Raw genomic sequence first — 25,186 nt, 5'->3', positions numbered from 1 at the left:
TATAAATCTAAGGAGGAAACATCAATATGGGTATCAAAAAAACACTGGGTCTTGGCATAGCATCAGCAGCTCTGGGATTGTCTTTAATCGGGGGAGGCACCTTCGCCTACTTCAGTGATACTGCACAAACAACCGCAACCTTCGCGGCCGGAACCCTCGACCTGAACACTGATCCTACCCAGTTTATTCCACTCAACAATCTGAAGCCCGGCGATATCGCCGTCCGCAGCTTCAAGCTTAAGAATGACGGCTCCCTGGATATCAAAGGGCTAAGCCTGAAATCGGAATATACGGTAACGAACCGCGAAGGTGCACCGGCCAATGCGGACGATCTAGGCAAACATTTCAAGATCCATATTCTCAAGAGCAGCTATACGAGCGGAGCAATTACTAACCAGATTGAGACTACCCTTACTTTCGCTGAACTGAAGGCCTTGAATACCTTGAATCTCACTACGCTGCCTGAATTCAGCAACGGCATTGCAGCCGGGTCCTCCAAGGATTTCAAAGTAGCCTTTGAGTTTGCCGACAACAACGCTGACCAGAATGAATTCCAGGGAGACGGCATCAGCCTGAGCTGGACCTTCAACGCCCTGCAGGGCTTGGGGGAAATTAGAACAAATTAATAACCCTCTTATAAAAAACGGCAGATCCAAGCCCTAGTCCGGGCCGGAGCTGCCGTTTTTTTAGCAATGATACGCGCATTACCTGAATTTCCACGCGCTTTGTCGGAATTGCCGATATTTGTTATACTAGACAAGTGGAAACGGCTTCGCCGTCCTTTTATAGGACGGGGCGTTTCAGCGAGAAATATAAGGATGATTTATAACGTAAAACATATAAATCCTTATATTTACAAAAAGTACGGAGGGGCGTTGTTATCGTGCCTGATCATATGGGAGGCCGCATCCACCATCTCCGTCTGGAGAAGGGGCTGTCGTTGTCCGAGCTTGCAGACAAGGCTAATGTAGCGAAATCGTATCTGAGCAATGTCGAAAGAAATATTCAATCCAATCCCTCCATTCAGTTCATTGAAAAGATCGCCGATGCGCTTCAGGTATCTGTACATGCTCTGCTATACGGCGAGGTGGCCGAAGACGGGGAGTCCCCGTTGGATGCCGAATGGTTCGGGCTGGTTCAGGAAGCGATGGCTTCAGGTATAAGCAAGCGGGAATTCAAGGAATTCCTCGACTATCAGAAATGGCGCCTGGAACACAAGGACAAGTAGAAACGGCTTCGCCGTCCTCTGCAAGAGGCGGCATCCGTTTCTGCGAGAAAGAGAAGGCTAATTTCATTGCGCGATGCATATAAATTCTTATCTTTTTAAAAATACTTCAGCCCTTGGTCGTAAACCGGAAGAGGCACAGCGACGAATCGCTGTGCCTCTTCTGGTATGCAACATCCCAGAGCTCTTCACCCGTCCTACACAATGACACGGCAAGCTTTCTCTGCAAAAAAGCGGCGGATCTCCTCTGCTTGTATGCCAGCCTTCTTGGCTACCAGCATGAGGTGAATCCATTCCGCATCCAGATCCATCGTCTTCAGAACTCCATCTTTCCCCTGGTTGGACTTATCCAAAAAATCTCCTCCTAGATTTCCGCGTCCCCAGGCAGTCCGGCTGTCTTAGTATTTCTACCTTAGACCCGCGACTTTGTGCCCCTGTCTTTCGGCAGGTTTACCCTTTACTGGACCCTTTGCATGAAAGGATCTGGCTAATGATTATAAAAAACCGTTATCCGCAAGTACATTATACAAGATCAATACGGAAAAGTGTGTCGTTTTCTGGAATTTTTTTCATTGATTCAAGCGGAAAATTCTATCATATTTTGGCATAGTTATAGAAATATAGAGAATGCAAGATGAACCATATCGTTTTGCGAACGGATTGGACGAAAGTATGAATTGATTACAGGGCCTGAAAGTAGCACAATAAGGTAAGGAATGAAACCGCAATCATTGCAGCTCCGAATATCGGAGTTCATCCGTTGGGAGGATCTATCCATGGCAGCTAATGAGCCCTATAACGAATCCGTTTGGACCAAGTATTATGGACCCAACCTGGGCTATATTCAGGAGAAATACGACCAGTTTCTTAACGACCCCGCCTCGGTAGAGGCCAATTACCGCGAACTGTTTATTCTATCAGGGCCACCGCCGCTTACGGCCGGTGCCGACCAGCCTCCTCAGCCTGTACCTACGGGCGATACAGCATGGCTGAAGAAGGCAGTCAAAGCCTCCAAGCTAATCACCAATATTCGAATATATGGCCATATGGCCGCTAATATCGACCCGCTGGAGCGGGATCACAATCCGATGGCCAAGTGGCTCGATCATGAGACCTACGAGCTGACCCGTGAGGACCTGATGGCCCTGCCTGCATCGCTGCTCTGGGAGAATGCACCCAAGAATGTGCGCAACGGCTGGGATGCCGTGCACCGCATGCGGCAGGTCTATACGCAGACGATTGCCTACGAGTTCGGGCATGTTCACGGGGAAGAGGAGCTGCGCTGGCTGAACAGCCAAGCCGAATCGGCCAGTTCCCCTGCTCCGCTGAACAACAATGAGCGCAAAGAGCTGCTGAAGCGCCTGATCGAGGTAGAACAATTCGAAACGTTCCTGCACAAGACCTTCGTGGGCCAGAAGCGATTCAGTCTGGAAGGCAACGACGCGCTTGTGCCGATGCTTGACGAAATCGTACGCGCCGCCGCCCATGACGGTGCAGAGCATATCCTGATGGGCATGGCCCACCGGGGACGTCTTAATGTGCTGGCCCATATTTTGGGCAAGCCTTATGATATTATTTTCTCGGAATTCCATCACTCTCCGAATAAGGAGCTGTTCCCTTCCGAAGGGTCGATGGGCATTAACTACGGCTGGTCCGGCGATGTGAAATACCATCTGGGTGCCGACCGTGCCGTACGTGAAGGCGAGACTGTCCGCACCCGGCTGACGCTTGCCAACAACCCAAGCCATCTGGAGTTCGTCAACCCTGTGGTCGAAGGCTTCACCCGTGCTGCCCAGGAGGACCGCAAGTCACCCGGATTGCCGAAGCTCGACACCAGCAAGGCTATGGCTGTGCTGATGCATGGGGATGCTGCTTTTCCAGGAGAAGGCATCGTAGCCGAGACGCTGAACATCGGCAAGCTGCATGGGTATCAGAATGGTGGAACGATCCATATCATCGTCAACAACCGCATAGGCTTTACTACAGAGAGCGAAGATTCCCGATCAACCCATTATGCAAGTGATCTGGCCAAAGGCTACGAAATTCCGATTGTCCATGTCAACGCTGACGACCCGGAGGCCTGCATCTCCGCCGTGCGGCTCGCCAGCGCTTACCGCAATCTGTTCAAGAAGGATTTCGTGATCGACCTGATCGGCTACCGCCGTCACGGCCACAATGAAATGGATGATCCGGAAACTACGCAGCCTGTCGTGTATGGCAAGGTGCGCAACCATCCTACCGTCTACAATGTGTACGCCGAGCGCCTGAAGCAGGAGAAGGTGGTTACAGAGGGCGAAGTGAAGCTTATGAATGCCGAAGCGGAGAAAGTCTTGCAGCAGGCTTATGATAGGATGAAGGAAGGCAAGCACAAGAATGCGGAAGCCAAAACAGCGGTAGCCATCCAGACGCAGCGTCCTGCTGAAGCTCCCACTGCTGTGCCGCTTCCCCAGCTGCAGCAGATCAACCGCGAGCTGCTGACCGTTCCAACCGGCTTCAAGGTCTATCCGAAGCTGGAGCGGATTCTGCAGCGGCGCAAGGATGCGCTGAATGAAGGCGAGAAGGTCGATTGGGCGCTGGCCGAGACGCTGGCCTTCGCCACCATTCTGAAGGATGGCACCCCCATCCGCCTCAGCGGCCAGGATTCACAGCGCGGCACCTTCGCCCACCGCCATCTGGTGCTGCATGACAGCGAGAACGGCGAGCTGTTCTCACCACTGCACCAGCTGAGTGAATCCCATGCTTCCTTCGGCGTGTACAACAGTCCGCTGTCCGAGGCTTCAGTGCTGGGCTACGAATACGGCTATAATGTATTTGCGCCGGAGACGCTGGTCATCTGGGAGGCGCAGTATGGCGACTTCGCCAATGCCGCACAGGTTATTTTTGACCAGTTCATTGCGGCTGGACGCGCCAAATGGACCCAGCGCAGCAATCTGGTAGTGATGCTGCCTCACGGCTATGAAGGCCAGGGGCCAGAGCATTCCAGCGGCAGGCTGGAGCGTTATCTGCAGTTGTCCGCCGAGGAGAACTGGACCGTAGCGAACCTGACCAGCGCCTCGCAGTATTTCCATCTGCTGCGCCGCCAGGCAGCCCTGTGCGGCAAGGAGAATGCCCGCCCGCTGGTCATCATGACGCCGAAGAGCCTGATCCGCAACCCGCGCAGCACTTCGCCGGGAACAGAGTTCGGCACCGGGCAGTTCCATCCGGTACTCCCTGAGGCTCTGCTGGGCCAGAAGCCAGCCGAGGTTACACGGCTGGTGGTCTGCAGCGGCAAGCTTGCCGTCGATCTGCAGACCGAGCTGGAGGCCGCGCGCGGCCAGGACTTCTCCTGGCTGCATATCCTCCGCCTGGAGCAGCTCTATCCGTTCCCGGAGCGAGAGCTTAATGCCTTCCTGAGCACATTCAGCGCACTGGAGGAAATTGTCTGGGTACAGGAAGAACCGAAGAATATGGGCGCCTGGAGCTACACGGAGCCAAGGCTGCGGGCTATAGCGCCGCCGAAGGCTCCTGTCCAGTACATCGGCCGACCGGAGCGTTCCAGCCCGGCCAGCGGTTACGCAGACGTCCATGCTTATGAGCAGCGGAGAATTGTCAGAGAAGCCCTGAAATTGAACTCGCAAGTACAAGCGCCTGTGCCGTCCACCTGAGGGAGGACGGCGTCACGATAACGTAATCTACTATATTTGGGGAGGTACGGCCTGTGTCCGAAATTAAAGTACCCGATCTGGGCGAATCCATTTCCGAAGGAACAATCTACAAATGGCTGGTCAAGGAAGGCGATACCGTCGGCCAGGGTGATGTGCTTGCCGAGCTGGAGACCGACAAGGTCAACCTGGAGATCAGCGCCGAGGAGGATGGCGTCATCTCCTCCATCCTGCGCCAGGCCGGCGAGAATGTAGCCGTTGGCGAAGCCATCGGCATCATCGAGGCAGCCGGCAGCGGCGGGAACACGGCGGGCAGCGCGCCTGCCGCAGGGGCCAGTGCAGCGGCGGGCGGTGCGCCTGCCGCAAGTGCGGCTAGCGTCGACGGTGCAGCCGCCGCAGCGCCGCAGGCCGCGCCTGCAGAGCCGGCGGCGGCTGACAGCGCAGCGGCCCTGGCTTCGCCGGGGGCGCGCAAGCTGGCCCGTGAGCGCGGCATTGACCTCGGCGAGGTCAGCCCGCGCGACACCCTCGGCCGGATCATCCAGGCCGATGTTTCGGGCCATGGGGCAGCCGCGCCGCAGGCTGCTGCCCCCGTCCCTCCGGCGGCGCCAGCCAAGCCGGAGGGTGCGAAGCCAGCGGCGGCGGGCGCGAAGCTGCCGGGCGATGGCAAGAACGTCGAGCGCAAGCGCATGTCGCGCAGACGGCTGACCATTGCCAGCCGCCTCGTCGAAGCGCAGCAGACGGCGGCGATGCTGACCACCTTCAACGAGGTGGACATGACAGCCATCCTTGACATCCGCAAACGCCGCAAGGATGCCTTCAAAGAGAAGCATGAGGTAGGACTTGGCTTCATGTCCTTCTTCACCAAAGCCGTAATCGGCGCGCTGAAGGCCTTCCCGATGCTCAACGCCGAGATTGACGGCGAGGATCTGGTGCTGAAGAAATTCTACGACATCGGTATTGCCGTCGCTGCCAAGGAAGGGCTTGTTGTTCCGGTGGTCCGCGATGCCGACCGGCTGAGCTTCGCCCAGATCGAACGCCAGATTGGCGAGCTGGCCTCCAAGGCACGGGCGAATACATTGGGTCTGCCTGATCTTCAGGGCGGCACATTTACGATCACCAACGGCGGGGTGTTTGGCTCACTGTTGTCCACCCCTATCCTGAACACACCTCAGGTCGGTATTCTGGGCATGCACAAAATCCAGCTGCGTCCCATCGCTCTGGATGAAGAACGCAGTGCCAACCGCCCGATGATGTATATCGCGCTCTCCTATGATCACCGGATCGTAGATGGCTCAGAAGCAGTAAGCTTCCTTGTCCGGGTTAAGGAACTGCTGGAGGACCCGGAATCTCTGCTGCTGGAAGGTTAGGTTGAAGACTTCACTAGCCACACAGTTGTTTTAGATGCCTCTCATATTAACTTGCCAGGGTATAACCTCTGCTCTCACATACAGCAGAGGTTATACCCTGGCTTTTGTTATAAGGAGTAAGTAGTTTCGCAGCTAATAGGCATACTACCGCTTTTTACCGCCCGCTTCTGTCTGCAATGCTAAATTGCATCCCTTTCCCGCTCCCGCCACATGATTCCCCTGAGCTGTTTAAGGGTAATAGGTCAGAGTGTGTATATAATTGGATACTGTAATAATTATTGGAAAATACGAATTAGAGGCGGCAAACTTATGAAGTATACCAAGCTAGGACGTACGGGACTGAATGTAAGCAAGCTCTGTTTGGGCACAATGAATTTCGGTCAAAGTACGGACCAGAAGGAAGCTTTTCGCATTATGGACGCCGCGCTGGACGCGGGCATTAATTTCTTCGATACCGCAAACGGCTATGGCGGAGAGAAACGCGGCTTCACTGAGGAGATCATCGGACACTGGTTCGCCCAAGGCGGCAACCGTCGGCAGCGTGTTGTGCTGGCCACGAAGGTATACGGGGATATGCAGGATGCGAATGACGGACCTAACTCGGAGAACGGACTGTCCGCCTATAAAATCCGCCGCCATCTGGAGGGTTCGCTGAAGCGACTGCAGACGGAGCATATTGAACTGTACCAGATGCATCATGTCGATCTGAGCGTCAGCTGGGATGAGCTGTGGGAAGTTTTTCAGTCCATCATCCAAAAAGGCTCTGCCGACTACATCGGCTCCAGCAACTTTGCCGGCTGGCATCTGGCTGTAGCACAGGCCGAAGCCAAAAAGCGCGGCATGCTGGGACTCGTCTCCGAGCAGCATAAATATAGCCTGCTGTGCAGAGAACCGGAACTGGAGGTCCTGCCGTCCGCCAAACATCACGGAATCGGCGTGGTAGCCTGGAGTCCCTTGGCTGGAGGTCTGCTTGGCGAGAATGCGCTTAAGCCGCAACCTGGCTCCAGATCTGCACAGGAGAGCGGCGCCATCGAGGCTAAACGCGGTCAACTGGAGGCTTTTGCCGGACTCTGCTCTGACCTGGGCGAGAGCCAATCCAATGTTGCTCTGGCCTGGCTGCTGGCGAATCCGGCGATGACCGCGCCAATTATCGGCCCAAGAACGGCAGAACAGCTGGAGAATTCACTCCGGGCCGTCGAGATTACTTTAGCAGAGGATACGCTGCAGGAACTCGACCGGATCTTCCCCGGACCCGGCAAACCTGCACCCGAAGCCTACGCCTGGTAAACCCACAAAAGACGAAAGATGAGAGCGAATGACAAGGATGAGGGGCGAAAGCAAAAAACGAATGGGAACGGCAAAAGACGCCTTCATTCCGTCAAGCACAACACCATTCATACCGGCAGGTTCAGCCAAGGCGCACCAATTGCCTTTTCACCTGCCTAGCGCCAGCATCACAAGCCCGGGTTCAGCGGCTTACGGACTCAGCAGCCGCTATTTGGCCGAAATGGCTTGCTTGGGGCACTTAACGGACTCAGGAGCCTCTATTCGCGGATATTGTTGCCTGCAACACCCTGTTTGCCCTGATTAAGGGCTCCTCGGTCCGTTAATGCTGAAAAATCGGCTCAAAACCGTAAATAGAGGCCATACGGTCCGCAGCAACATGACTTAGCTGCAACTGGCCCCGGCTAAGCGGAGCTAAGCCGCGCCACGTTGCGTACTACCGTCTCGCTATCCTGTCCTGTCCTGTCCTGTCCTGTCCTGTCCTGTCCTGTCCTGTCCTGTCCTGTCCTGTCCTGTCCTGTCCCGTCCTGTCCTGTCCTGTCCTGTCCTGTCCTGTCCTGTCCTGTCCTGTCCTGTCCTGTCCTGTCCTGTCCTGTCCTGTCCTGTCCTGTCCTGTCCTGTCCTGTCCCGTCCCGCCACCTTGCCGTCCTCCCATACTACGCTTAACCCGACACAACAAAAAGGGACACTCCGCAGCCATTTAACCGGCCTCGGAACGTCCCTTTTTTGCTGCATGTTTGCATCTCTATGTTTGTACTGCTAAGCCAACATCTTACTGCTATATATGGTTAAGCCGTGCGGCCATATGGCTTCAGGCTCATTCCCTTTGTTTCTTTGCGGCCGGAGACTGGCGGCTTCAGCGAAACCGCAATCAGGCAGGCCAGCAGGCACAGGAAGCCAATCACGATGAAGGTAGGCTTGAAGCCGCCCAGCGATGCCGCGATAAACGAACCGGATAACGCGCCGATTCCGAAGCCCTGATACACAATGCCGTAGTTCTTGCTGTGATTCTTCAGTCCGAAGAAGTCGCTGACAATGGCCGGGAACACTGTGATATTGCCGCCGAAGCAGAAGGCGATGGCTGCTACACAGGTGAAGAACAGGCCGAAGCTGAGCGGTGCGAAGCTAAGCGTCAGCATGGCTGCTGTAGTCACGGCCAGCGAAACGCCTACCAGCTTCAGGCGGGACATTTTGTCAGACAATGCTCCCAGAATCAAACGTCCGGCTGTGTTGAAGATGGCAATCATCGCTACGGCGTTAGCTGCCGTCTGCACATCCAATCCTGCCAGCTGCACGCCGATATCCTTGACGATCCCGATCAGATACAGGCCGCTCATGCAGGCAGTGAAGAAAATAACGAACAGCAGGTAAGCTTGCTTGGTGCGCAGCATTTCTTTTACCGTATAATCCTTCTGAACTACCTTGACCCCGGCAGCTGTTACCGACGATGGGACTGCCGCAGGTACCGGAGCTTCACGCACCAGCGTGGAACCGATGACGATCATCGCCATAACGATCAGACCCCAGTACAGAAAAGCACTGGATACACCCACCGACTCAATCAGTCCGCCGTTGATATATTTGAAGATCAGGCTGCCAGTTCCGTAGGCTCCTACGGACACCCCGGAGATTAAGCCTTTATGCTTCGGAAACCACTTAATCAGGTTCGACAAGGAAGTGATATAAGCCGTACCGTCCGCATAGCCGACCACAACACCCGCCAGCAGATAGAACATCAGAAGAGAACTGGCCTGTGAGCTTAGAATCAAGCCGAGCCCGAGCAGAATGCCGGAAGCGGCAGTCAACCGGCGCAGTCCGAAGCGATCCTGCAGCTTGCCGGCGAATAAGGTGGCAAAAGCCAAAGCAAAGCTGGTAATGGAAAACGTAATCGCAACCGAGCTTAGCTCCCATCCGAATTTGCTAACCAGATGCGCATTAAACAAACTCCATGTATAGATGGTGCCAAGGCCCATCTGCATAATTACAGTACCCAATACAACGAGCCAACGCTTGGTGCTTGTAGCGCCCTTTGCTGTCGTCATCTCTATTCCTTCTTTCTCTCCCGAGTTATCGCTGCGAGGTGTTCTTTACCTCTTTATTGTAGCGATAGACTCCCGGCTTGAGCGAAATACGGAATGAGATGACGTTCCTGCGGAATGAACTGCCTTTACAGGCGCATAATCTGCCGGAATTCCTTGACCTTGCTGCGGCTCACCGGCACCTCGAAGTCCAGATCATGCAGCCGCAGCAGGTACGTATTGTTAAACCAGGGGATGATCTCCTTGATTTTGGACAAGTTGACGAGGTAGGAGCGGTGACAGCGAAAGAACTTATCCTGCGGCAGCCGGCTGTGAAAATCACTGATGCTCAGCGCCATACTGTACTCCTCAGTGCGGGTCATAACCGCTGTGGTCTTCTCCTGCGCCGAAGCATAATAGATATCGTCAGCGTCGACGACGATAATCTTCTCATTTCTCCACAGATTGACCTTGTCACTTACGGCATGCTGCCCCTCTTCACTCTGGCGTCCACGCGCGGTATATACCCCCTCCAGCTTATGCAGCATAGCCTTGATCCGCAGCTCGCTGTATGGCTTGAGAATATAGTCCAAGGCTTCAATCTCAAACGCTTCCGCCGCATGCTCCTTGTAGGCCGTAATAAAAACAATATAGGGCTTCACCGAGAACCGGCTGAGGTTCTGAGCCAGCAGCACACCGTCAATGGAAGGAATGTTGATATCGAGGAACAGCACATCCACCTGCTCAGTCTGCAAATATTTCAGGGCGTCCAGTCCGTCCTCAAACTGCGCCACAATTTCAATCGCGCTATGCGTTTCAATCAGAAAAGCCAGCTCCTGACGTGCCAGCTCTTCGTCCTCTACAATAATTGCTCTCATATTCGCTCCTTTTTGACATCAAAAGAGATGTCCGTTCCTTGTTCCAGCCGCCGGATGGTCAGTCCATTCCCATAGATCAGCTTGACCCGCTGATGCACATTGTATAAGCCGATTTTGTTCTCCGGCATATTTCCGCTGTACACCTTGTCTATAGTCTCTTGGCTGATGCCCGCACCAGTGTCACGGATGCCGATCCGCACCGTATCGTCCTGCTCTTGCACCGAAATCGTCACGGTGCCCTTGCCCTTGCTCTTCAGAATTCCGTGCACAATCGCATTCTCCACCAGTGGCTGAATAATCAGACTGGGGATGCGCACCTGTACCTCATCAATTTCATAGAGCACTGTAAGCCGGCTGCCGAAACGGGCCTTCTCAATCTCGACATACTGCTGAACCTGCTGCAGCTCGCGCCGGATGTCAATGAACTCGTCCGTCAGCTCCAGATTGTATCTCATATAACCGGACAGATTGAGGATCAGCTCCCGCGCCTTGTCCGGATCAATGCGGATGGAGGAGATAATCGCGTTCAGCGCATTGAACAGAAAATGGGGATTAATGCTCGTCTGCAGCGCCTTCAGCTCCGCCTTGTTCGCCATCTCCTTGATGCCCTCCACCCGTGACACCTCCATCAGCGTCGAGATCATCTGCGACAATCCGACAGCCATCGCCTGCAGGGAGTAGGTGATTTTGTGGGCTTTGGTATAGTAGATCTTGAGCGCGCCGGTGATTTCGCCCTTCTCCTTCAGCGGTATAATAATCAGCGATTTAATCTCACGGTTGATGTAGTCGGAATCGTCGTCGCGGATCGTAATTTCGCCGCTGGAGATGGTCTGTTTGGTCTCCTCGCTGATAATCTCATTGGCTTCCATATAATATTCTTCTCCGACCCCCACATAAGCGAGGATCAGGCGCGTGTCCGTAATGGCGACGGCATCCGCTCCGATATCCTCTTTGATGATCTGGCAGATCATATGCAGCGACTCGGGATTGATACTGCGGAAATAAGGCAGCGTTTTGTTGGCAATATCCAGAGCCAGCTTCGACTGCTTGGCGGCAATCCGTTCCTTCTCCCCTTCCACACTCTGCACCAGCATGACAATCAGGCCCACACTGATCTGGCTCATAATCATCGGAAAAGCAATCTTGGATACAATCTCAACGCCCAGCGACACCGGATCAGCCATCACCAGAATCAGCACCATCGTCAGCGCCTCCGTAGCCATCCCGGCCAGAATACCGGCCATCCAGCGTTTCTCCCCCGATGTGCGGCGGTAGATGATGCCGGAGACAATCCCTGCGGTAACGCTGGTAATCAGACAGGGCACCGACGTAACCCCGCCGATATCAATCAGGAAGCGGTGCACCCCCGAGATCAGACCGGTAATCAGCCCTACCCACGGCCCGAACAGAATTCCACCGGAGACGATTGCGATAATCCGCACATTCACCAGCGACCCTTCCACATTGATCCCGCTATAGGTTCCGAAGAGCGCGAAGCCACTGAAAATCACCGTTGCGATCATCAGCTCCTGGGGTGTGTAGTCTCCTTTCTGAAAAATCTCCTTAAACCGCGGCAGCCGGGTCAGCACGAACAGACACATCAGCAGCAGCGCTGCCCGTTCGAACATTTGCAGCAGGATGGTAAACGTTTCTTGCATGGTCACAGCCTCCATAGGTTAATCTATCGGTTTATTATAATGATACCGCCTGCGGCTGTCCATTGAGCGGGCTGTAGCTATTCTTCAGGCACTTCATGGTGAGGTGGATTATACAAACAAAGGCCGCCTTACCCGCAGCAACCCTGCGGCCAAGACAGCCTTCACAACTCTAATTACACTCTGTCCATACTCACTTCTGCGGATACACTATTTAAGAGAGCCTGTACCACATTTCTTCCAGCGCTTCCCTTTTACATCGATTCGAGCATGCCCCGCGCAATCCAGACTCCTGCCGCACCGGCCTGTGCCAGCCCCCGTGTAATGCCTGCCCCGTCTCCGCCGCAATACAGTCCGGCAATTTCTGTCTCCAGCTTCTCCGTCAGTTTCGGACGGGCTGAATAGAATTTGGCCTCCACTCCATAGAACAGTGTGTGCTCAGAGGCGATACCCGGAGTTACTTTTTCCAGGGCTTCCACCATTTCAATCAGGCTCTTCATCGTGTTGTACGGCAGCACCAGACCCAGGTCACCCGGTACGGCTTCCTTCAGTGAAGGCTCCAGAAACCCTTCGCTGATCCGGGTCTCCGTAGAACGCCGCCCACGCAGGATGTCGCCGTATTTCTGCACAATCACGCCACCATTGGACAGATCATTGGCCCGCTTGCAGATCTCCCGCGCATATTCGTTGGGCTTGTCAAAAGGTTCGGTGAAGGTATGGGACACCAGCAGCGCAAAATTGGTATTCATTGAGCCAAGCTTCGGATCTTTATAGGAGTGGCCGTTCGCCGCCATGACTCCACTGTGATTCTCAACAACCACATGTCCGGAAGGATTGCTGCAGAAGGTTCGCACTCTGGTGCCCACGGAAGTATTATAGATAAATTTGCCTTCATATAAATGCTCATTAATCTCTCTCATTACAACATCCGAGGTTTCGACCCGCACCCCTACGTCCACCTGATTGTTGTACATTTTGAGGCGGCGTTTCTTAAGAATTTCGCTCAGCCAGGCAGAGCCGTCACGCCCCGGTGCAATCATTACCCGGTCCGCTTCATAGCTGTCACCGTTCTTGAGCTGAATACCTGTTATGCGGTGCTTGCCGTCTTCTTTTACCGTAACAATGTCCTGCACTTCCGCCTTGAACACCATATCAATGCGGGTCTTCAGATATTCATAGATTGATTTCAGAATCTCCAGATTCTGCTCAGTCCCCAGATGACGTACCTCGGCGCGCAGCAGTTTCAATCCTGCGGCATAACCCCGCTGCTCAATATCTCGGATACTCTCTGTCGTCGGGTCTGTAATCGTCGGCGTAGCCCCATGCTCCAGATTAATCTCGTCCACATAACGGATCAGCTCCAGCACCTTGGAGGGCGAAAGATAGTCTGTCATCCAGCCTCCGAATTCAGTGGTAATGTTGAATTTGCCGTCACTGTACGCTCCCGCGCCACCGAATCCTGCAGTGATGGAGCAGGCGGGCAGACACCCGGCGAATTCTTTACGGCCAGAGGCCGGCGGACACAACTTGATCTTCTCTTCCAGAATCGGACAGCTGCGGCGATAGATATCATGCCCTTTGTCCACCAGCAGCACCTTCAACTGCGGCGCCTTGCGCGACAGCTCATAACATGCGAAGATCCCGGCCGGCCCCGCTCCCACGACGATTACATCATAATTGCTCATTTTGTCCTCCTGAAAGTTTTGTTTAGGATAGCTTCATTGATTACGCTTCGTACAAAACTCACTTCGAAAGCATCCGCTTAGTTTGTGAGCGTATTCCTCACTGATTAATCTTCGTACAAACTCGCTTCGAAAGCATCCGCTTAAGTTTTGTTTAGGATAGCTTCATTGATTACGCTTCGTACAAAACTCGCTTCGAAAGCATACACTTAAGTTTTGTTTAGGATAGCTTCATTGATTACGCTTCGTACAAAACTCACTTCGAAAGCATCCGCTTAGTTTGTGAGCGTATTCCTCACTGAATAATCTTCGTACAAACTCACTTCGAAAGCATAAGCTTGAGTTTTGTTATAGCTCTACTTCACTGATTACGCTTCGTAGATTACACTCGCTCTTCTCACTATGTTTAACGGCTCCGATAGGATTTCCGGACGCAAAAAATCCCGGCTATTACATAGGTATGCAAAAAGCACCCTATCCGTAGCCAGGAATTTACGGTTCCCTGTAGAAACCCCCAAACCTTATCTTTGAGGATATACGAACAGCTGATCTTTATTGTTGAGCCAATAGGAAGTTTACCGGAAATAAGCGAATATGTCAATGAGTTAGCTCATTATAATTCGCCTTTGACTTATTTTATAACATTAATGCATATCACAAATAGTCTATCACACACTAAACACGAACATTAAACTTCTTACATCCTTTGGGAGGAAACTGTGGATTATTGTCGAATATAGTAAGTATATTGACACTGGAAAAGAGGAACAGCCCATGCATCCCCCCGCACAAACTCCTCGTCAAGCCTATTGGAACCGAGTGCTTCTTAACGCTTTTTGGGCAGTTCTGATTGTATATCTATGTACTCAGTTCCTTGTATCCAGGTCCATCTGGAGCGACCAGCCCAAGACTTCGACCCTGGATTATATGATCAGCCATATCCTGGTTCCCGACTCCCTGATCCTGATGATGATGATTCTGCTCGAATGTACCTATAGATGGAGACCCAGTTGGTCTGAACTGGCGATTAGCGCCGCAAGCCACCTGTATGCCCTCCTGATTATTATCCATTTAGGTTCGGAATTTCATGTGAAGCCGCTGATTATGCTGCTGCCGCTGCTGGTCTCCATGATCTATCTCAAAAGCAGCTATCTTCTGGCATCCTCATCCGTCTGTCTGGTGTATACCATAGCCCTGTTCATCCAGACCTCTCATTCCGATTACACGATGCGCACACAGATTATCATTATCGCTCTGATCTTCGCGGGCACTTCACTCGCAGGGTTCGGGATTATCGGACGCGGGCGGGATCTGAAGATTTCGCTGGAGAACTCCCTGAAGGCGGAGCAGGATTTGCGCATCCAGAATATCATCATGGACCGCTTGTCCAAGATTGACCCGCTGACGGATCTGTATAACCACAAGACCTTTCATGAATACCTTGGCTGGCTGATCGAACATCAGCAGAACAATCCGTTCCCGATGCAGCTGGCCGTAATGGATATCGATAATTTCAAAAAAGTCAACGATCTCTACGGGCACTGGGTTGGCGATATCGTGCTGAAGCAGGTGTCTGCCAGCTTGCTTGCGCATATTGGCACCGATGATTTCGCCGCCCGTTATGGCGGAGAGGAGTTCGTGGTCATTCTCACCGCCAAGACGCTGGAGGAATCGCAGGAAATTATGAACAAGGTATTGACCGGAATTGCCGGAACACCGGTAGCCGAAATGGAAGGCAAGTCGGTCACGGTAAGCATCGGCATGCACAACTATTCGGGAGCCGATTCCAAGAGTTCCATCTTCCAGCGGGCTGATGATGCCTTATATGAGGCCAAAAAAACGGGGAAAAACAAAATTGTGATTTTCTAGCAGCAAAAAGAAACGGATGACTTTCTCTGCAAGAGATGACATCCGTTTGTATTTCAAAAAAAGGGGCTGTCTGCACGCCAATCCGGCATGTGGACACCCCCTTTTTCATTATCCATCTCATACTCACATATCAGGAAACCCATATTGCTTGCGCTGGGCAAGCAGTACGTTCACCCCGGATTCCGGCAGCGGCTTGCTGACCAGATACCCCTGCACCTTATCACAGCCCGACTCCTTCAGAAAAGCCAGCTGGCCACTGTCTTCCACGCCTTCTGCAACAACCTCCAGCCCCATATTATGTCCCAACTGAATGATGGTCTGCACGAAAGCCTGGCTGTAATCCTTCTCCGACAAGGAATCAATGAAAGTCTTGTCCATCTTCAGCGTAGAGATCGGCAGCTGCTGCAGATAACCGAGCGAGGAGTAACCGGTTCCGAAATCATCGAGTGCGATCCGAATCCCCTGCGATTTGAGGAACTCCAGCTTGCTGACAATGCTGCCGAAGGACTTCATAAAGACCGACTCGGTAATCTCCAGCTCCAGCAGGCTAGGTACCAGTCCGCTAACCGCCAGGCTGTCCAGCACCATCTCGGTGAAGTCCTCCTGAAGCATCTGAATGATCGAGATGTTGACTGAGATTTTGTATGGATAGAGCATCCGTTCATTGACTTGCTTCATAAACAGACAGGCTTCCCGGAGTACCCATTCCCCGATATCAATAATCAATCTGGAATCCTCGGCAACCTTGATGAACGACAGCGGCGAGACGAATCCCAGTACCGGATTGTTCCAGCGGATCAACGCCTCGAATCCGGAGATCATCCCCGAGCGGATGTCCACCTGCGGCTGATAATGCAGCTCAAACTCCTGATTACCCAATGCACCGCGCAGATGCTTCTCGATATTCATCCGTTCATTAAATGCCGTATGCATGGACTTGTCATAGAGCACATAAGTGCCCTTGCCTTCTTCTTTGGCACGGTACATCGCCACATCGGCGTTCTTCAGAATTTCTTCCGTGCTCTCTCCATCCTCGGGATAGAAGGAAATGCCGATACTGACCGAGACATACAGATTGCTCTCCCCGATTAGAAAGGATTGCCGGAACGCCCCCAGAATGGTATCCGCCAAGTTCAGCACAGACTCGCGGTCCGTGATGTCTTTGATAAAAATAACAAATTCATCTCCGCCCAACCGTGACAGCAGCTCATTCCCGCTGACTACCGACTGCAGCCGCTCACTGGCCTTGCGGATCAGGATATCACCGGATTTGTGGCCCAGGGTATCATTGATATATTTGAAATTGTCTGTATCGACGAACAGCAGTGCCGCCTTGCCTTCCGGCCTCTGCAAATAATTCTCCATGGTTTCCAGCAGCGACAGCCGGTTGGGCAGATTGCTGAGCGAATCGACATAAGCCAGGCGGTGAATGTTCTTCTGGTTCTCCAGCAGCACATCATATTGTCCCACCAGCTCCTGCTGGGTAGCAGTTAACTGCTCATAGGTGGCTTCCAGCTCCTGATAGCTGTTGTTCAGCTTGAATTCAACCTGCTTGCGCTTGCTGATATCGATCAGCGAACCGATAAACAGCAGAATATTATCCCTTGGGTCCACAATCGCCTTGCCTCTTACCTCAAACCATACATAACCATTATCCCGCGTCCGCATGCGGTATTCCGTCTCATAGATCGGGGTTATTCCCGTGAGATGCTGCTGCCTTGCATTACGAGAGGATTCCTGATCATCCGGGTGAATGATGCTGAGCACTCCGCCTTCGAAAGAATTAATCTCCTCCTCGGTGTGGCCCATCACCTCATACCAGCGGTCCGAGAGCTTATACAAGCCTGTTTCCCAGTCCAGCTCCCACATATAGGCCCCGGAGCCTTCAGAAGCCAGGTGGAACCGGCGTTCGCTCACCCGCAGCTTGTCTAATTGATCCTGCAACTCCACTTCCGTAGCAGCCAGCTCTTCATAGGTGGCTTCCAGCTCTTCATAGCTGGACTGCAGCTTCAGTTCGTTCTGCTTGCGCTCATCCACATCCATGCCGACAAGCACATAAATATCGGCCGACTGATCATCCAAGCCTTTGATCAGCGTCGTACGGATGGAGAAGTAACGTGCATTAGGATGGTTATCCGGAAGCCTTAGCTCCACATTGCCAGCATAATCCTGAAGGACTGCACGTTCCAGCAGCTTCCGGAGCTGCTCGGCATTCGGCTTCAGCGGCTGAAGGCTGCCCAGGCTCTCTCCAAGCACGTCCCGTTCTCTTAGTCCCGTCAGCGTCTCGGCATATTTATTGAAGCGGGTAATCCTACTGTCAGTGTTGACCGCCCAGATCAGAATCCCGCTATGCTCAATAACATCACCCAGGAATTGCTGCTCAGAATGAATCGCACGCCGCAGATGCTTAATATACATTCGCACCGCAACAACCCCGAACACCAGCAGGCAGAAGATGATTACGGCACCTGAGATGATCCGGTTGCGGATCATGGTATTGTAGGCTTCCGAATGGACGAAGAAATACTGCTGATACAGGTCTTCAAAAGCCCCTGAGCGCTTCAGGTGCTCAAGCCTTGCATTGATGTAAGGAACCAGCTCCGGGGAGGATTTACTGATCCCGTAAGCCACATCTCTGGGGTAGAGATCACTTATTCTGCGGACAATCTTGCCAGTAAGACCCCGTTCCACAATTAAATAATCCACGACCTCCTGGTTCTCAAACAAAAGATCGATTGCACCGCTCTGAAGGGCCTCTAGCGCCTCAGGCACAGTGGGGTATTCTATGTATTCTTTAACTCCGGCCTTGCTATTCAATATTGTTTCGGCATATTGCTGCTTGCCTACACCAATCTTGTATTTGCCCATGTTGCCAAGGGTCACCTTATCCCTGAATGATTCTCTGGCGTAGACGGAGATGAAGCTGCCCAGCACAGGCTGAGAGAACAAGACATCCTGACTGCGCTCCTCACTGACGACCATCAGTCCTGTAGTCTCGATCTCCCCCTGAATCAGCTTCTCGTATGCATACTCCCAGGAGCCGGTGCTGAAGTCGAGCAGATAATCCTTTTTCTCGAAGATCATTTCGGTCAAATCGATATCGAAGCCGGCAAGGTAGCCATTGTGGATATATTTATATGGAGGATAGTCGAGTTCCGCCTGATATCTGATGTCCTCTCTTTCAGCATAAACGGCAGAAGCGGGTGCAAGTATAAGCAGTATACTAATCAGAAGCAAGAGGTTACACCGCTTCATCGCAAATTCTCCTTCTCAATCAAGTGGGGAGCTATGGACTTACATCCAGCTGTATTCGACAAAAAATGGTAGGTTTCCTGCTAGAGGCGCTTTCAACCCGACAAAATACGCAAATTCATCTGCCTGTTACATCCTTATTCAATAATATTCACAAATTTAAATAAGAATTTTTAACTTTTTATTGCTTTTTGAGCGGGAAATGTGGATAATAGCTTTAACGGTTGATAATGATTATCATTATTGAAATCTACTACAATTCAGTTTGTTCACTATAATTGAGCCTAAAGGAGAATGAATACCGATGAATGTTGCCACTACCCGGACGACTCTGCAGGTTGACGATTACCTGGATCTGCTCAATCTTGCTGTAAAGGTTGGAGATTTAAAATGGCAAAAAGAGATTAAATCCAGGCTGCAATATATTCTTTGTTTGCAGACCAGGTAACAGATCTTAGTATAAGAGGTATCCCACCCGCTTGTTCGGCGGCTGCGGGATACCTCTTTTTTGGGTTGCCCTGCCCATAAGTGTCTGAAGTCGGCGATAAGTTTAATGTTATAGTATAAAGATCAGCATAATATAGAAGAAGCAAAAGCCAACAGATCGGAGCGTGCCAGCTTGAAGAGATATATAACCTTGTTATTAATGTTCAGCCTGTTGTGGATTCCCGGTGTTTACGCTGCGGGGGTCCCCGCCCAGCAGGGAGTGATTACGGATGAAGCCGGACTGCTTACCTCTGCAGAAGCAGACGCTGTTGTCGCCATTGCTGCCGGAGATCAGGTAACCGTTCATGTGTTGACTGTGGAATCGCTCGGTAATCTCGCGGCGAAAGATTACGCGGAGCGTGTAATTAAAGACTGGGAATTAGCTACAAACGATATCTTGCTGCTTATCTCCTCCGGGGACCAGGAGATTGAGCTGAATGTAAGCAACAAGTTTCAGGCTTCCCTGAATACTTGGTCCTCTGCCCAGGGAGGCAGCACCGGAAGTGCAGCCACGACGAAATTCCTGGATACGTATTTCATCCCCTATGCCCAGGACGGCGACTTCGCGGGAGGAATTACCTCGGTGATTCAATCGATTCATTCCATTGCCGGGAGTGCGGCTGCGGGGGCAGGTCTTCCCGGATCAGCAGGGAGCGGCAGTACAGGAGCCGTGGCTGGCAGCGGAGGCGGAAGCAGTCCTGCTGCCAGCGGCAATTCCGGCTTCTCCCCGCTGACTTATGCGGCGATCCTGGGCGGAATTCTCCTGCTAGGCGCAGCCTTCCTGCTGCTCTCCGGACTGAAGCTGCGCAAGCAGCTTAGCGGGCTTCAGGATCAGCTGGCCAGCCTGATGGTGCGGGCCAATCAGGCGCTGGAGCTACTGAAGCCGTTTCAAGGCATCGTACAGGGTAAGACGGAAGAAATGGTTGAGGGCATCTCCGGAAGGCTGTCCAGCCAGTTGGTGCAGCTCGCAGCCCTGCAGAACGAAGGCCGCAGCTCACAGCCTGCCGTCTTCAGGCTTCGCGCTCTGAAGGCGGCGCTCGGGCAGCTGACCGAGACTGAAGCCACCTTCTCCTCTGCCATCGGAGAAGAGGAGAAGAAGATTGCGGTGGTCACCGAAGCCGACCGCAATGTCAAGCAACGAATTGCCGAGCTGAAGCAGGATGGACCGGAGCTTGACGGGCAATTCCAGAACATGATGAAGGAGACCGGCTTCCCGCTCCAAGAGATTGCGGAGGATCTTAAGGAGCTAACCGAAGACACCTCGCGGGCTGATCAGCTGGAGCTGTTCGACCCGATTGCGGCCCAGGAGATTCTTCAGGAGGCCCAGAAGCAACAGGATCAGATTGAGCAGGATCTGGCCGATGTCGATCTTTACGATGACAAGCTGGACCGGTTCTCCGCTGTACTGGGTGAAGCCCGCTCCAAGATCAGCGGAATCATTGCCCAGAATTCACTGCAGAACATGAAGGCTAAGCCTTATGACAGGCTGGAGCAGGCCAATACAGCGGCAGCCGCCATGAAGGCCCCGCTTGCAGCCGGAGACATGGATGAGGTGCGCAGAATCGGCGCCCAGATGGATCTTCTGCTGGACGAAGCCCTGGCGATGACCGAGGGGCAGGCGCTGCTGCGGAAGAATAACCGCCGGGATGTAGAAGCTGTGCGCAGCGGCTGGAGCCGTCTGAAGGAACAGCGGGACGGCCTGCAGGGCCGGATAGCGGAGGCACGTCAACGGTTCGCGGAAAGCCATGTGGCCAGCACGGACGAGCTGCTGAAGGAGTGGAGTACACGCCTGCGCGAGGGGGCAGCGCAGCTGCCGCAGATTGAGACCTGGACCAGTGATGAACGTGGTGAATATGACCAGGCCCGCAGCGGGCTGGATGAATTAATGAGATTGCAGGAAGAAGCGGGGAGACAATTTGGGCAGGTCGCCGACGGCCTGAGTTTACTAGATGAGCGATTAAATACGGTCAACCGGATCTTCAACGGGGGAGAGGGCCGGACGGAAGCAGCCTGGCAGCTGCTTCACAGCAGAAGGCTGGCCGCATCCAGCCACTTCGACGTATCCTTGCTGCCAGAGTACAGCGAGCTTGAGTTGCGGTTATCGCAGCGGCCGTACAACCTCGATGAGCTGGAGTCTCTAGGCCGAGCTTATGATTCGCGGATTACTGCTTACGAAGAAGAAGCGAGGCGCCTGGTCCGCCAACAGGAAGAAGCCGAGCGGCAGGCAGAGCTGGCCCGCCTGGCAGAGCAGCGGCGCAGAACACAGGCCCGCAAACGGATGTCCTCCGGGCCGTCTTCCTCTAACCGCTCTTCCGGCGGCTCCTCCTGGGGAGGCAGCAGCAGTAGACGATCCTCCGGCGGTTCCTCCTGGGGCGGCGGAGGCGGCAAATCGGGGCGTTCCTCCGGCGGTTCGAAATGGTAGCCTAATTTTAAAGACTTCTCTGGCCGCACCTTCGGCCGGGGAAGTCTTTTTTGCGATGAGCTAAGGAAAGGAGAATGCCAAAAAAGGTGCCCCGCAGTCGGGACACCTTCTTGTCGTTGTACGCCTTAATCATCTGCAGCTGAACTTAAGCCGGAGCTTCCGCTTAATGCGGCTCCTCATCCAGAAAAGGTTTGTTCACATAATAATACATTACACCCATCAGCACGCCCCCGCCAATCAGATTGCCGAGAGTAACAGGCACCAGATTGTGGACTACGCCACCCCACGAGATCGTCCCGGGATGATCCAGTACAAGCGCGATTGCAAAGGTACACATGTTGGCGATGCTGTGCTCATACCCTGAGATGAAGAAGCAGAAGACGAACAGGACCATGGCGAACATCTTCGCCCCGTCCCCTTTCATTGACATCGGGACAAAAAAGGCCAGACACACCAACCAGTTACAGAGGATCGCCCGGAAGAACAGCTCCATGGCCGGAGCCTCCATTTTGTGGGCAACCACATTCAGCAGAAAGCCGTTCACATTGGAATCATAGAACAGTCCGGTCAGAAAAATCAACAGCGCAAAGGCCGCAGCACCCAGAATATTGCCGATATAACTCATCGTCCACATCCGTACTACCTCGGTCCATTGCATTTTTCGGCGCAGAGCCGTGTACGTGTAATAAAAAGTATCTCCCGTGAACAGGTCGCCGCCCCCATAAGAGATCAGAATGATCGCTGCGCCAAACGTAATGGCAGCCATCGGGTACGTCATCGGCGATTGCTCCATGTAGAAGAAATTCCCGGTCTTGAAGGCTACAATAACGCCAAATCCGATAAACATACTCGCGAGCATCGCTCTGGCAATATAGCGCAGAACGCTTTGCCGGTAGATCTTTTGCTTCTTCAGAGCTAACCGTTCAACCTGCAGCAATGCTTCGTTCTCCATAGGACCTCCAGTGGTTTGCAGTATTTTCCAGCGGTAAAAGCCTTCTTCAGCTTCAGGGGTATTATACCCAATAAACCACTGGAAATTACTTGAACCATATATGATGAACTTAAGAATAAAACAATAGAGTTGCCAGGGGCGCCTGATATACAGGGCTTCTTGGCAACTCCGTTTATAACATTCTTAAGTTCACGTTCTACAGGAAGCCGCCTTATTCCCTGTCTTCATTCAGTTCTGCGATCGCTTCTGCTTTCTCACTGCTGGCTACGATGATAAGCACGAGTATCAAACCTCCCAGAATCATATGCCTACCCTCTCTTTCCTCCACAGATGCCCCAGTGACAACTTATGTGCGGGAATAGGGTTATATGTTTGCTGGGACGTAAGAAGAAACGGCTTCGCCGTCCTCTGAAAAGCGTATGCTTCCGAAGCAGCGATCCTACGTATCGCTTTCAGGCATCCGTTTCTGCGAAAAATAGAAGGATAAATAATAGTGTAGAACATATAATTTCTTATATTTCCAAAAAGCCTGCCGGGAAAATCCGGCCAGGCTTCATTCGTAACACTTGGGAACCGGCTGCAGGCTTGTCCCGAATCAGTTCAGGAAGCTGCTTAATCCGCTGTCCGACCCTTGCTTCAGTGCCGGTTGCTGCTCAGCCTCATTCAATCCAAGGCGGTTGCTTAGTTGGGTGTTGATCGTGGTCATCTTGGAGGTGTAGTCCTGGCAGCTCTCGATAATACGACGGTTGGACTGCTCCGAGGTGTCGAGCGCGCTCAGCAGATCACCAATGGCCTGGTTGACCGACTCCAGCGACATGGACGGTTTGGCCAGCAGCTCGGTAGTCTTCTCCGTAGTGGTGCGGAGCAGACGTGCGTTCTCCTTGAACTGGTCTTCAATCGTCTTGTTGGTTGCTTCCACGGCGGAAATGACATTCTCCTGATCGGCCAGCGACATCGCAATCATCGCTGATACGGTGATAAGATTGGAGGTTTTGTCAATCGCATTATTGACGGAATCAATCAGCTTGTCATTGTTGTCGTTGATGATATCCGTAGCGGCAATCGCCTGATTATAGAGCAGAATCATCTCGGTCATGGACTGAATCCGTACCATTACCTTGCGCAGGCCGCGTTCCAGATGCGCTTTGCGGAATTCATTCTCCGGCTTGGCGATCTCCACCTCGAACAGTTCCTTCAGCTTGTTGCCGAAGGCAATTTTGGTCTGGAGATTGTAAATTTCCTCCATCGAGGTGCGCTTCAGCTGGCGCATGTTGACGATGCTCTCCTCCAGCGTATCCCTGCCATCGCGCAGGCCGGTAATAATCGCGTCAATATTCGTCCTAACCGACTGATATTTGTAGACGTAATTCTTCAACGGGCTCTTGCGCATGATTTTGCCGAACAAGCTGACATTCTTGCTCTGCTGCAGCGTCTCGCATTCATTGCGCAGCTTCATAATCATATTGGGCACTTCGACCCGCTTGCCTGACATCAGGTCATTGACAGGACGATCCAGCAGCTTCAGGGTCTGACCGGCTTTCTCTTGCGTCTTGACCCCAAGCTTGCCTATATCATCCATCAACGAATCCAGAGTGACCGTATCGGTCTTGGCCACCTGCTCGATCAGCTGGGAGGCCTCCTGAATTACCTTCTGCTCGTCTTCCTTCTTAAGTTGGATCAACTGAGTGGACATGGGCTTCCCTCCTATAGTTCAGAGCTGCTGTAACGCTGGTGAATCAGCTCCGCCTTTGTCTGAAGTTCCATCAAGTCTTTATGCTCAATCGTCGAAGCGATATCCGAGATTTTGGCATCGACATCACGCAGACCGTTCAGCAGCATTCTCCGGTTCCGGGTCTTGGCTTCACCGCCAAGGCGCAGAAACGGATTGATCACACCATTGAGATCCTTCAGAATCAATCTGCGGACCGTATGGTTAATTTCGCCGTTGTTCAGCTCCTGCAGCAGCGGAATGACGCGCTGCAGTCTGGCGAACAGCGCCAGGGACTTCTCGACAATCTCATTGTCCAGGGTATCCTTCTGCCCTTCGGAGATAATCATATCCTCCAGAATGCTCAAATACTCCACCACTGGAGCAAATTCCGGTCCGATCTGCGGCGCAGCGGCTCCGTTAAGTACAGCGGCCGGACTCGGCGAAGCGGCGGTATTCGCGGCCCCGCTGTTGGAACCTGCCTTCTGTTCCGGGAGCGGGGGAGGCGCGGGTACCGTCTCCTGGGCCGGTCCAGCAGGAAGCACCTCAGCCGGCAGATTCGTTCGGGGCCGCTTCAGACTGGCTTCCACCAGGCCATAGGCGGCCCCGGCAACCGGCAGCAGCAGAGAGAGCAGCTCCGGCAGAAAGGGACTGGTTAATACGGCGGCGGCATACCCGGCGCCGGCATACAACAATACTTTCAGTTTAGCTTGAATGATCCTCACCTCTTGGGAGCGGGTTTCAAAG

Annotated in this window: 17 protein-coding genes and 2 riboswitches; of the genes, 8 read left to right on the top strand and 9 right to left on the bottom strand. The window is 53.0% G+C overall.

Features of this window, described 5'->3' with window-relative positions; translation table 11 throughout:
* Positions 1 to 26 precede the first annotated feature (26 nt).
* Together B9T62_RS33825 and B9T62_RS33820 are read left to right on the top strand one after the other, a co-directional pair.
* Positions 27 to 626 carry a TasA family protein gene (locus B9T62_RS33825; protein WP_087919261.1) on the top strand — a complete coding sequence of 200 codons (600 nt, stop codon included), beginning with the start codon at positions 27 to 29 and terminating at the stop codon, positions 624 to 626.
* A 269-nt stretch (positions 627 to 895) separates the two neighbouring features.
* On the top strand, positions 896 to 1,228 hold the full coding sequence (locus tag B9T62_RS33820) for a helix-turn-helix domain-containing protein (RefSeq protein ID WP_245864714.1): 333 nt from the start codon (positions 896 to 898) through the stop codon (positions 1,226 to 1,228).
* 194 nt (positions 1,229 to 1,422) lie between these two features.
* On the opposite strand, the gene B9T62_RS33815 is transcribed toward B9T62_RS33820, so the two are convergent.
* On the bottom strand, positions 1,423 to 1,578 hold the full coding sequence (locus B9T62_RS33815; RefSeq protein ID WP_087919259.1) for an anti-repressor SinI family protein: 156 nt from the start codon (positions 1,576 to 1,578) through the stop codon (positions 1,423 to 1,425).
* A 27-nt stretch (positions 1,579 to 1,605) separates the two neighbouring features.
* Positions 1,606 to 1,690: riboswitch (cyclic di-GMP riboswitch) on the bottom strand.
* 311 nt (positions 1,691 to 2,001) lie between these two features.
* Between B9T62_RS33815 and B9T62_RS33810 the strand changes: the two genes are divergently transcribed.
* The 3 genes from B9T62_RS33810 (at position 2,002) to B9T62_RS33800 (ending at position 7,520) form a co-directional block, all read left to right on the top strand.
* Entirely contained in the window at positions 2,002 to 4,869 is a 2,868-nt protein-coding gene (locus B9T62_RS33810; protein ID WP_087919258.1) for a 2-oxoglutarate dehydrogenase E1 component, read from the top strand.
* Positions 4,870 to 4,922: 53 nt separating this feature from the next.
* A complete protein-coding gene (gene odhB / locus B9T62_RS33805) occupies positions 4,923 to 6,233 on the top strand; it encodes a 2-oxoglutarate dehydrogenase complex dihydrolipoyllysine-residue succinyltransferase (protein WP_087919257.1) in 1,311 nt (436 codons plus the stop codon).
* A gap of 309 nt (positions 6,234 to 6,542) precedes the next feature.
* Positions 6,543 to 7,520: an aldo/keto reductase gene (locus tag B9T62_RS33800; RefSeq protein WP_087919256.1), complete on the top strand. Its 978-nt coding sequence runs from the start codon at positions 6,543 to 6,545 to the stop codon at positions 7,518 to 7,520.
* Positions 7,521 to 8,305: 785 nt separating this feature from the next.
* Here the strand turns inward: B9T62_RS33800 and B9T62_RS33790 are convergent.
* The 4 genes from B9T62_RS33790 to B9T62_RS33775 form a co-directional block, all read right to left on the bottom strand.
* Complete coding sequence (locus B9T62_RS33790) at positions 8,306 to 9,559, bottom strand: L-lactate MFS transporter (protein ID WP_087919254.1); 1,254 nt, start codon at positions 9,557 to 9,559, stop codon at positions 8,306 to 8,308.
* Positions 9,560 to 9,684: 125 nt separating this feature from the next.
* Positions 9,685 to 10,413 (bottom strand): LytR/AlgR family response regulator transcription factor, encoded by a 729-nt coding sequence (locus B9T62_RS33785; RefSeq protein ID WP_087919253.1) that lies wholly within the window; start codon positions 10,411 to 10,413, stop codon positions 9,685 to 9,687.
* Positions 10,410 to 12,071, bottom strand: a complete 1,662-nt coding sequence (locus B9T62_RS33780) for a sensor histidine kinase (RefSeq protein WP_169834473.1) — start codon at positions 12,069 to 12,071, stop codon at positions 10,410 to 10,412. Before B9T62_RS33780 ends, B9T62_RS33785 begins: the two co-directional genes overlap by 4 nt.
* A 251-nt stretch (positions 12,072 to 12,322) precedes the next feature.
* Positions 12,323 to 13,753 carry an NAD(P)/FAD-dependent oxidoreductase gene (locus B9T62_RS33775; protein ID WP_087919252.1) on the bottom strand — a complete coding sequence of 477 codons (1,431 nt, stop codon included), beginning with the start codon at positions 13,751 to 13,753 and terminating at the stop codon, positions 12,323 to 12,325.
* 458 nt (positions 13,754 to 14,211) lie between these two features.
* Positions 14,212 to 14,311: riboswitch (purine riboswitch) on the bottom strand.
* Between the two features lie 213 nt (positions 14,312 to 14,524).
* Between B9T62_RS33775 and B9T62_RS33770 the strand changes: the two genes are divergently transcribed.
* Positions 14,525 to 15,619 carry a GGDEF domain-containing protein gene (locus tag B9T62_RS33770; RefSeq protein ID WP_087919251.1) on the top strand — a complete coding sequence of 365 codons (1,095 nt, stop codon included), beginning with the start codon at positions 14,525 to 14,527 and terminating at the stop codon, positions 15,617 to 15,619.
* A 123-nt stretch (positions 15,620 to 15,742) separates the two neighbouring features.
* On the opposite strand, the gene B9T62_RS33765 is transcribed toward B9T62_RS33770, so the two are convergent.
* Positions 15,743 to 18,874 carry an EAL domain-containing protein gene (locus B9T62_RS33765; protein WP_087919250.1) on the bottom strand — a complete coding sequence of 1,044 codons (3,132 nt, stop codon included), beginning with the start codon at positions 18,872 to 18,874 and terminating at the stop codon, positions 15,743 to 15,745.
* A gap of 301 nt (positions 18,875 to 19,175) precedes the next feature.
* Here B9T62_RS33765 and B9T62_RS40080 point away from each other — a divergent pair, with 301 nt between their 5' ends.
* Together B9T62_RS40080 and B9T62_RS33760 are read left to right on the top strand one after the other, a co-directional pair.
* Positions 19,176 to 19,319 (top strand): hypothetical protein, encoded by a 144-nt coding sequence (locus B9T62_RS40080; RefSeq protein ID WP_169834472.1) that lies wholly within the window; start codon positions 19,176 to 19,178, stop codon positions 19,317 to 19,319.
* 171 nt (positions 19,320 to 19,490) lie between these two features.
* Positions 19,491 to 21,779 carry a TPM domain-containing protein gene (locus B9T62_RS33760; protein WP_157794113.1) on the top strand — a complete coding sequence of 763 codons (2,289 nt, stop codon included), beginning with the start codon at positions 19,491 to 19,493 and terminating at the stop codon, positions 21,777 to 21,779.
* A gap of 163 nt (positions 21,780 to 21,942) precedes the next feature.
* On the opposite strand, the gene B9T62_RS33755 is transcribed toward B9T62_RS33760, so the two are convergent.
* From B9T62_RS33755 to B9T62_RS33745, 3 genes are all read right to left on the bottom strand, one after another.
* Positions 21,943 to 22,731 carry a formate/nitrite transporter family protein gene (locus tag B9T62_RS33755; RefSeq protein ID WP_087919248.1) on the bottom strand — a complete coding sequence of 263 codons (789 nt, stop codon included), beginning with the start codon at positions 22,729 to 22,731 and terminating at the stop codon, positions 21,943 to 21,945.
* Positions 22,732 to 23,326: 595 nt separating this feature from the next.
* Positions 23,327 to 24,424 (bottom strand): toxic anion resistance protein, encoded by a 1,098-nt coding sequence (locus B9T62_RS33750; protein WP_087919247.1) that lies wholly within the window; start codon positions 24,422 to 24,424, stop codon positions 23,327 to 23,329.
* 11 nt (positions 24,425 to 24,435) lie between these two features.
* Positions 24,436 to 25,155, bottom strand: coding sequence for a hypothetical protein (locus tag B9T62_RS33745; protein ID WP_087920531.1), 720 nt, complete (start codon positions 25,153 to 25,155; stop codon positions 24,436 to 24,438).
* Positions 25,156 to 25,186 lie beyond the last annotated feature (31 nt).

Source organism: Paenibacillus donghaensis (genome assembly GCF_002192415.1).
In the GTDB taxonomy this organism is placed as follows: domain Bacteria; phylum Bacillota; class Bacilli; order Paenibacillales; family Paenibacillaceae; genus Paenibacillus_AQ; species Paenibacillus_AQ donghaensis.
This window is presented reverse-complemented; position numbering and strand designations above follow the sequence as displayed.

Bases quoted from the DNA above. Each gene is read 5' to 3' on its own strand.
- B9T62_RS33825 (WP_087919261.1), top strand. From the start codon at position 27: ATGGGTATCAAAAAAACACTGGGTCTTGGCATAGCATCAGCAGCTCTG.
- B9T62_RS33820 (WP_245864714.1), top strand. From the start codon at position 896: ATGGGAGGCCGCATCCACCATCTCCGTCTGGAGAAGGGGCTGTCGTTG.
- B9T62_RS33810 (WP_087919258.1), top strand. From the start codon at position 2,002: ATGGCAGCTAATGAGCCCTATAACGAATCCGTTTGGACCAAGTATTAT.
- B9T62_RS33800 (WP_087919256.1), top strand. From the start codon at position 6,543: ATGAAGTATACCAAGCTAGGACGTACGGGACTGAATGTAAGCAAGCTC.
- B9T62_RS33790 (WP_087919254.1), bottom strand. From the start codon at position 9,559: ATGACGACAGCAAAGGGCGCTACAAGCACCAAGCGTTGGCTCGTTGTA.
- B9T62_RS33785 (WP_087919253.1), bottom strand. From the start codon at position 10,413: ATGAGAGCAATTATTGTAGAGGACGAAGAGCTGGCACGTCAGGAGCTG.
- B9T62_RS33780 (WP_169834473.1), bottom strand. From the start codon at position 12,071: ATGCAAGAAACGTTTACCATCCTGCTGCAAATGTTCGAACGGGCAGCG.
- B9T62_RS33775 (WP_087919252.1), bottom strand. From the start codon at position 13,753: ATGAGCAATTATGATGTAATCGTCGTGGGAGCGGGGCCGGCCGGGATC.
- B9T62_RS33770 (WP_087919251.1), top strand. From the start codon at position 14,525: ATGCATCCCCCCGCACAAACTCCTCGTCAAGCCTATTGGAACCGAGTG.
- B9T62_RS33765 (WP_087919250.1), bottom strand. From the start codon at position 18,874: ATGAAGCGGTGTAACCTCTTGCTTCTGATTAGTATACTGCTTATACTT.
- B9T62_RS40080 (WP_169834472.1), top strand. From the start codon at position 19,176: ATGAATGTTGCCACTACCCGGACGACTCTGCAGGTTGACGATTACCTG.
- B9T62_RS33755 (WP_087919248.1), bottom strand. From the start codon at position 22,731: ATGGAGAACGAAGCATTGCTGCAGGTTGAACGGTTAGCTCTGAAGAAG.
- B9T62_RS33750 (WP_087919247.1), bottom strand. From the start codon at position 24,424: ATGTCCACTCAGTTGATCCAACTTAAGAAGGAAGACGAGCAGAAGGTA.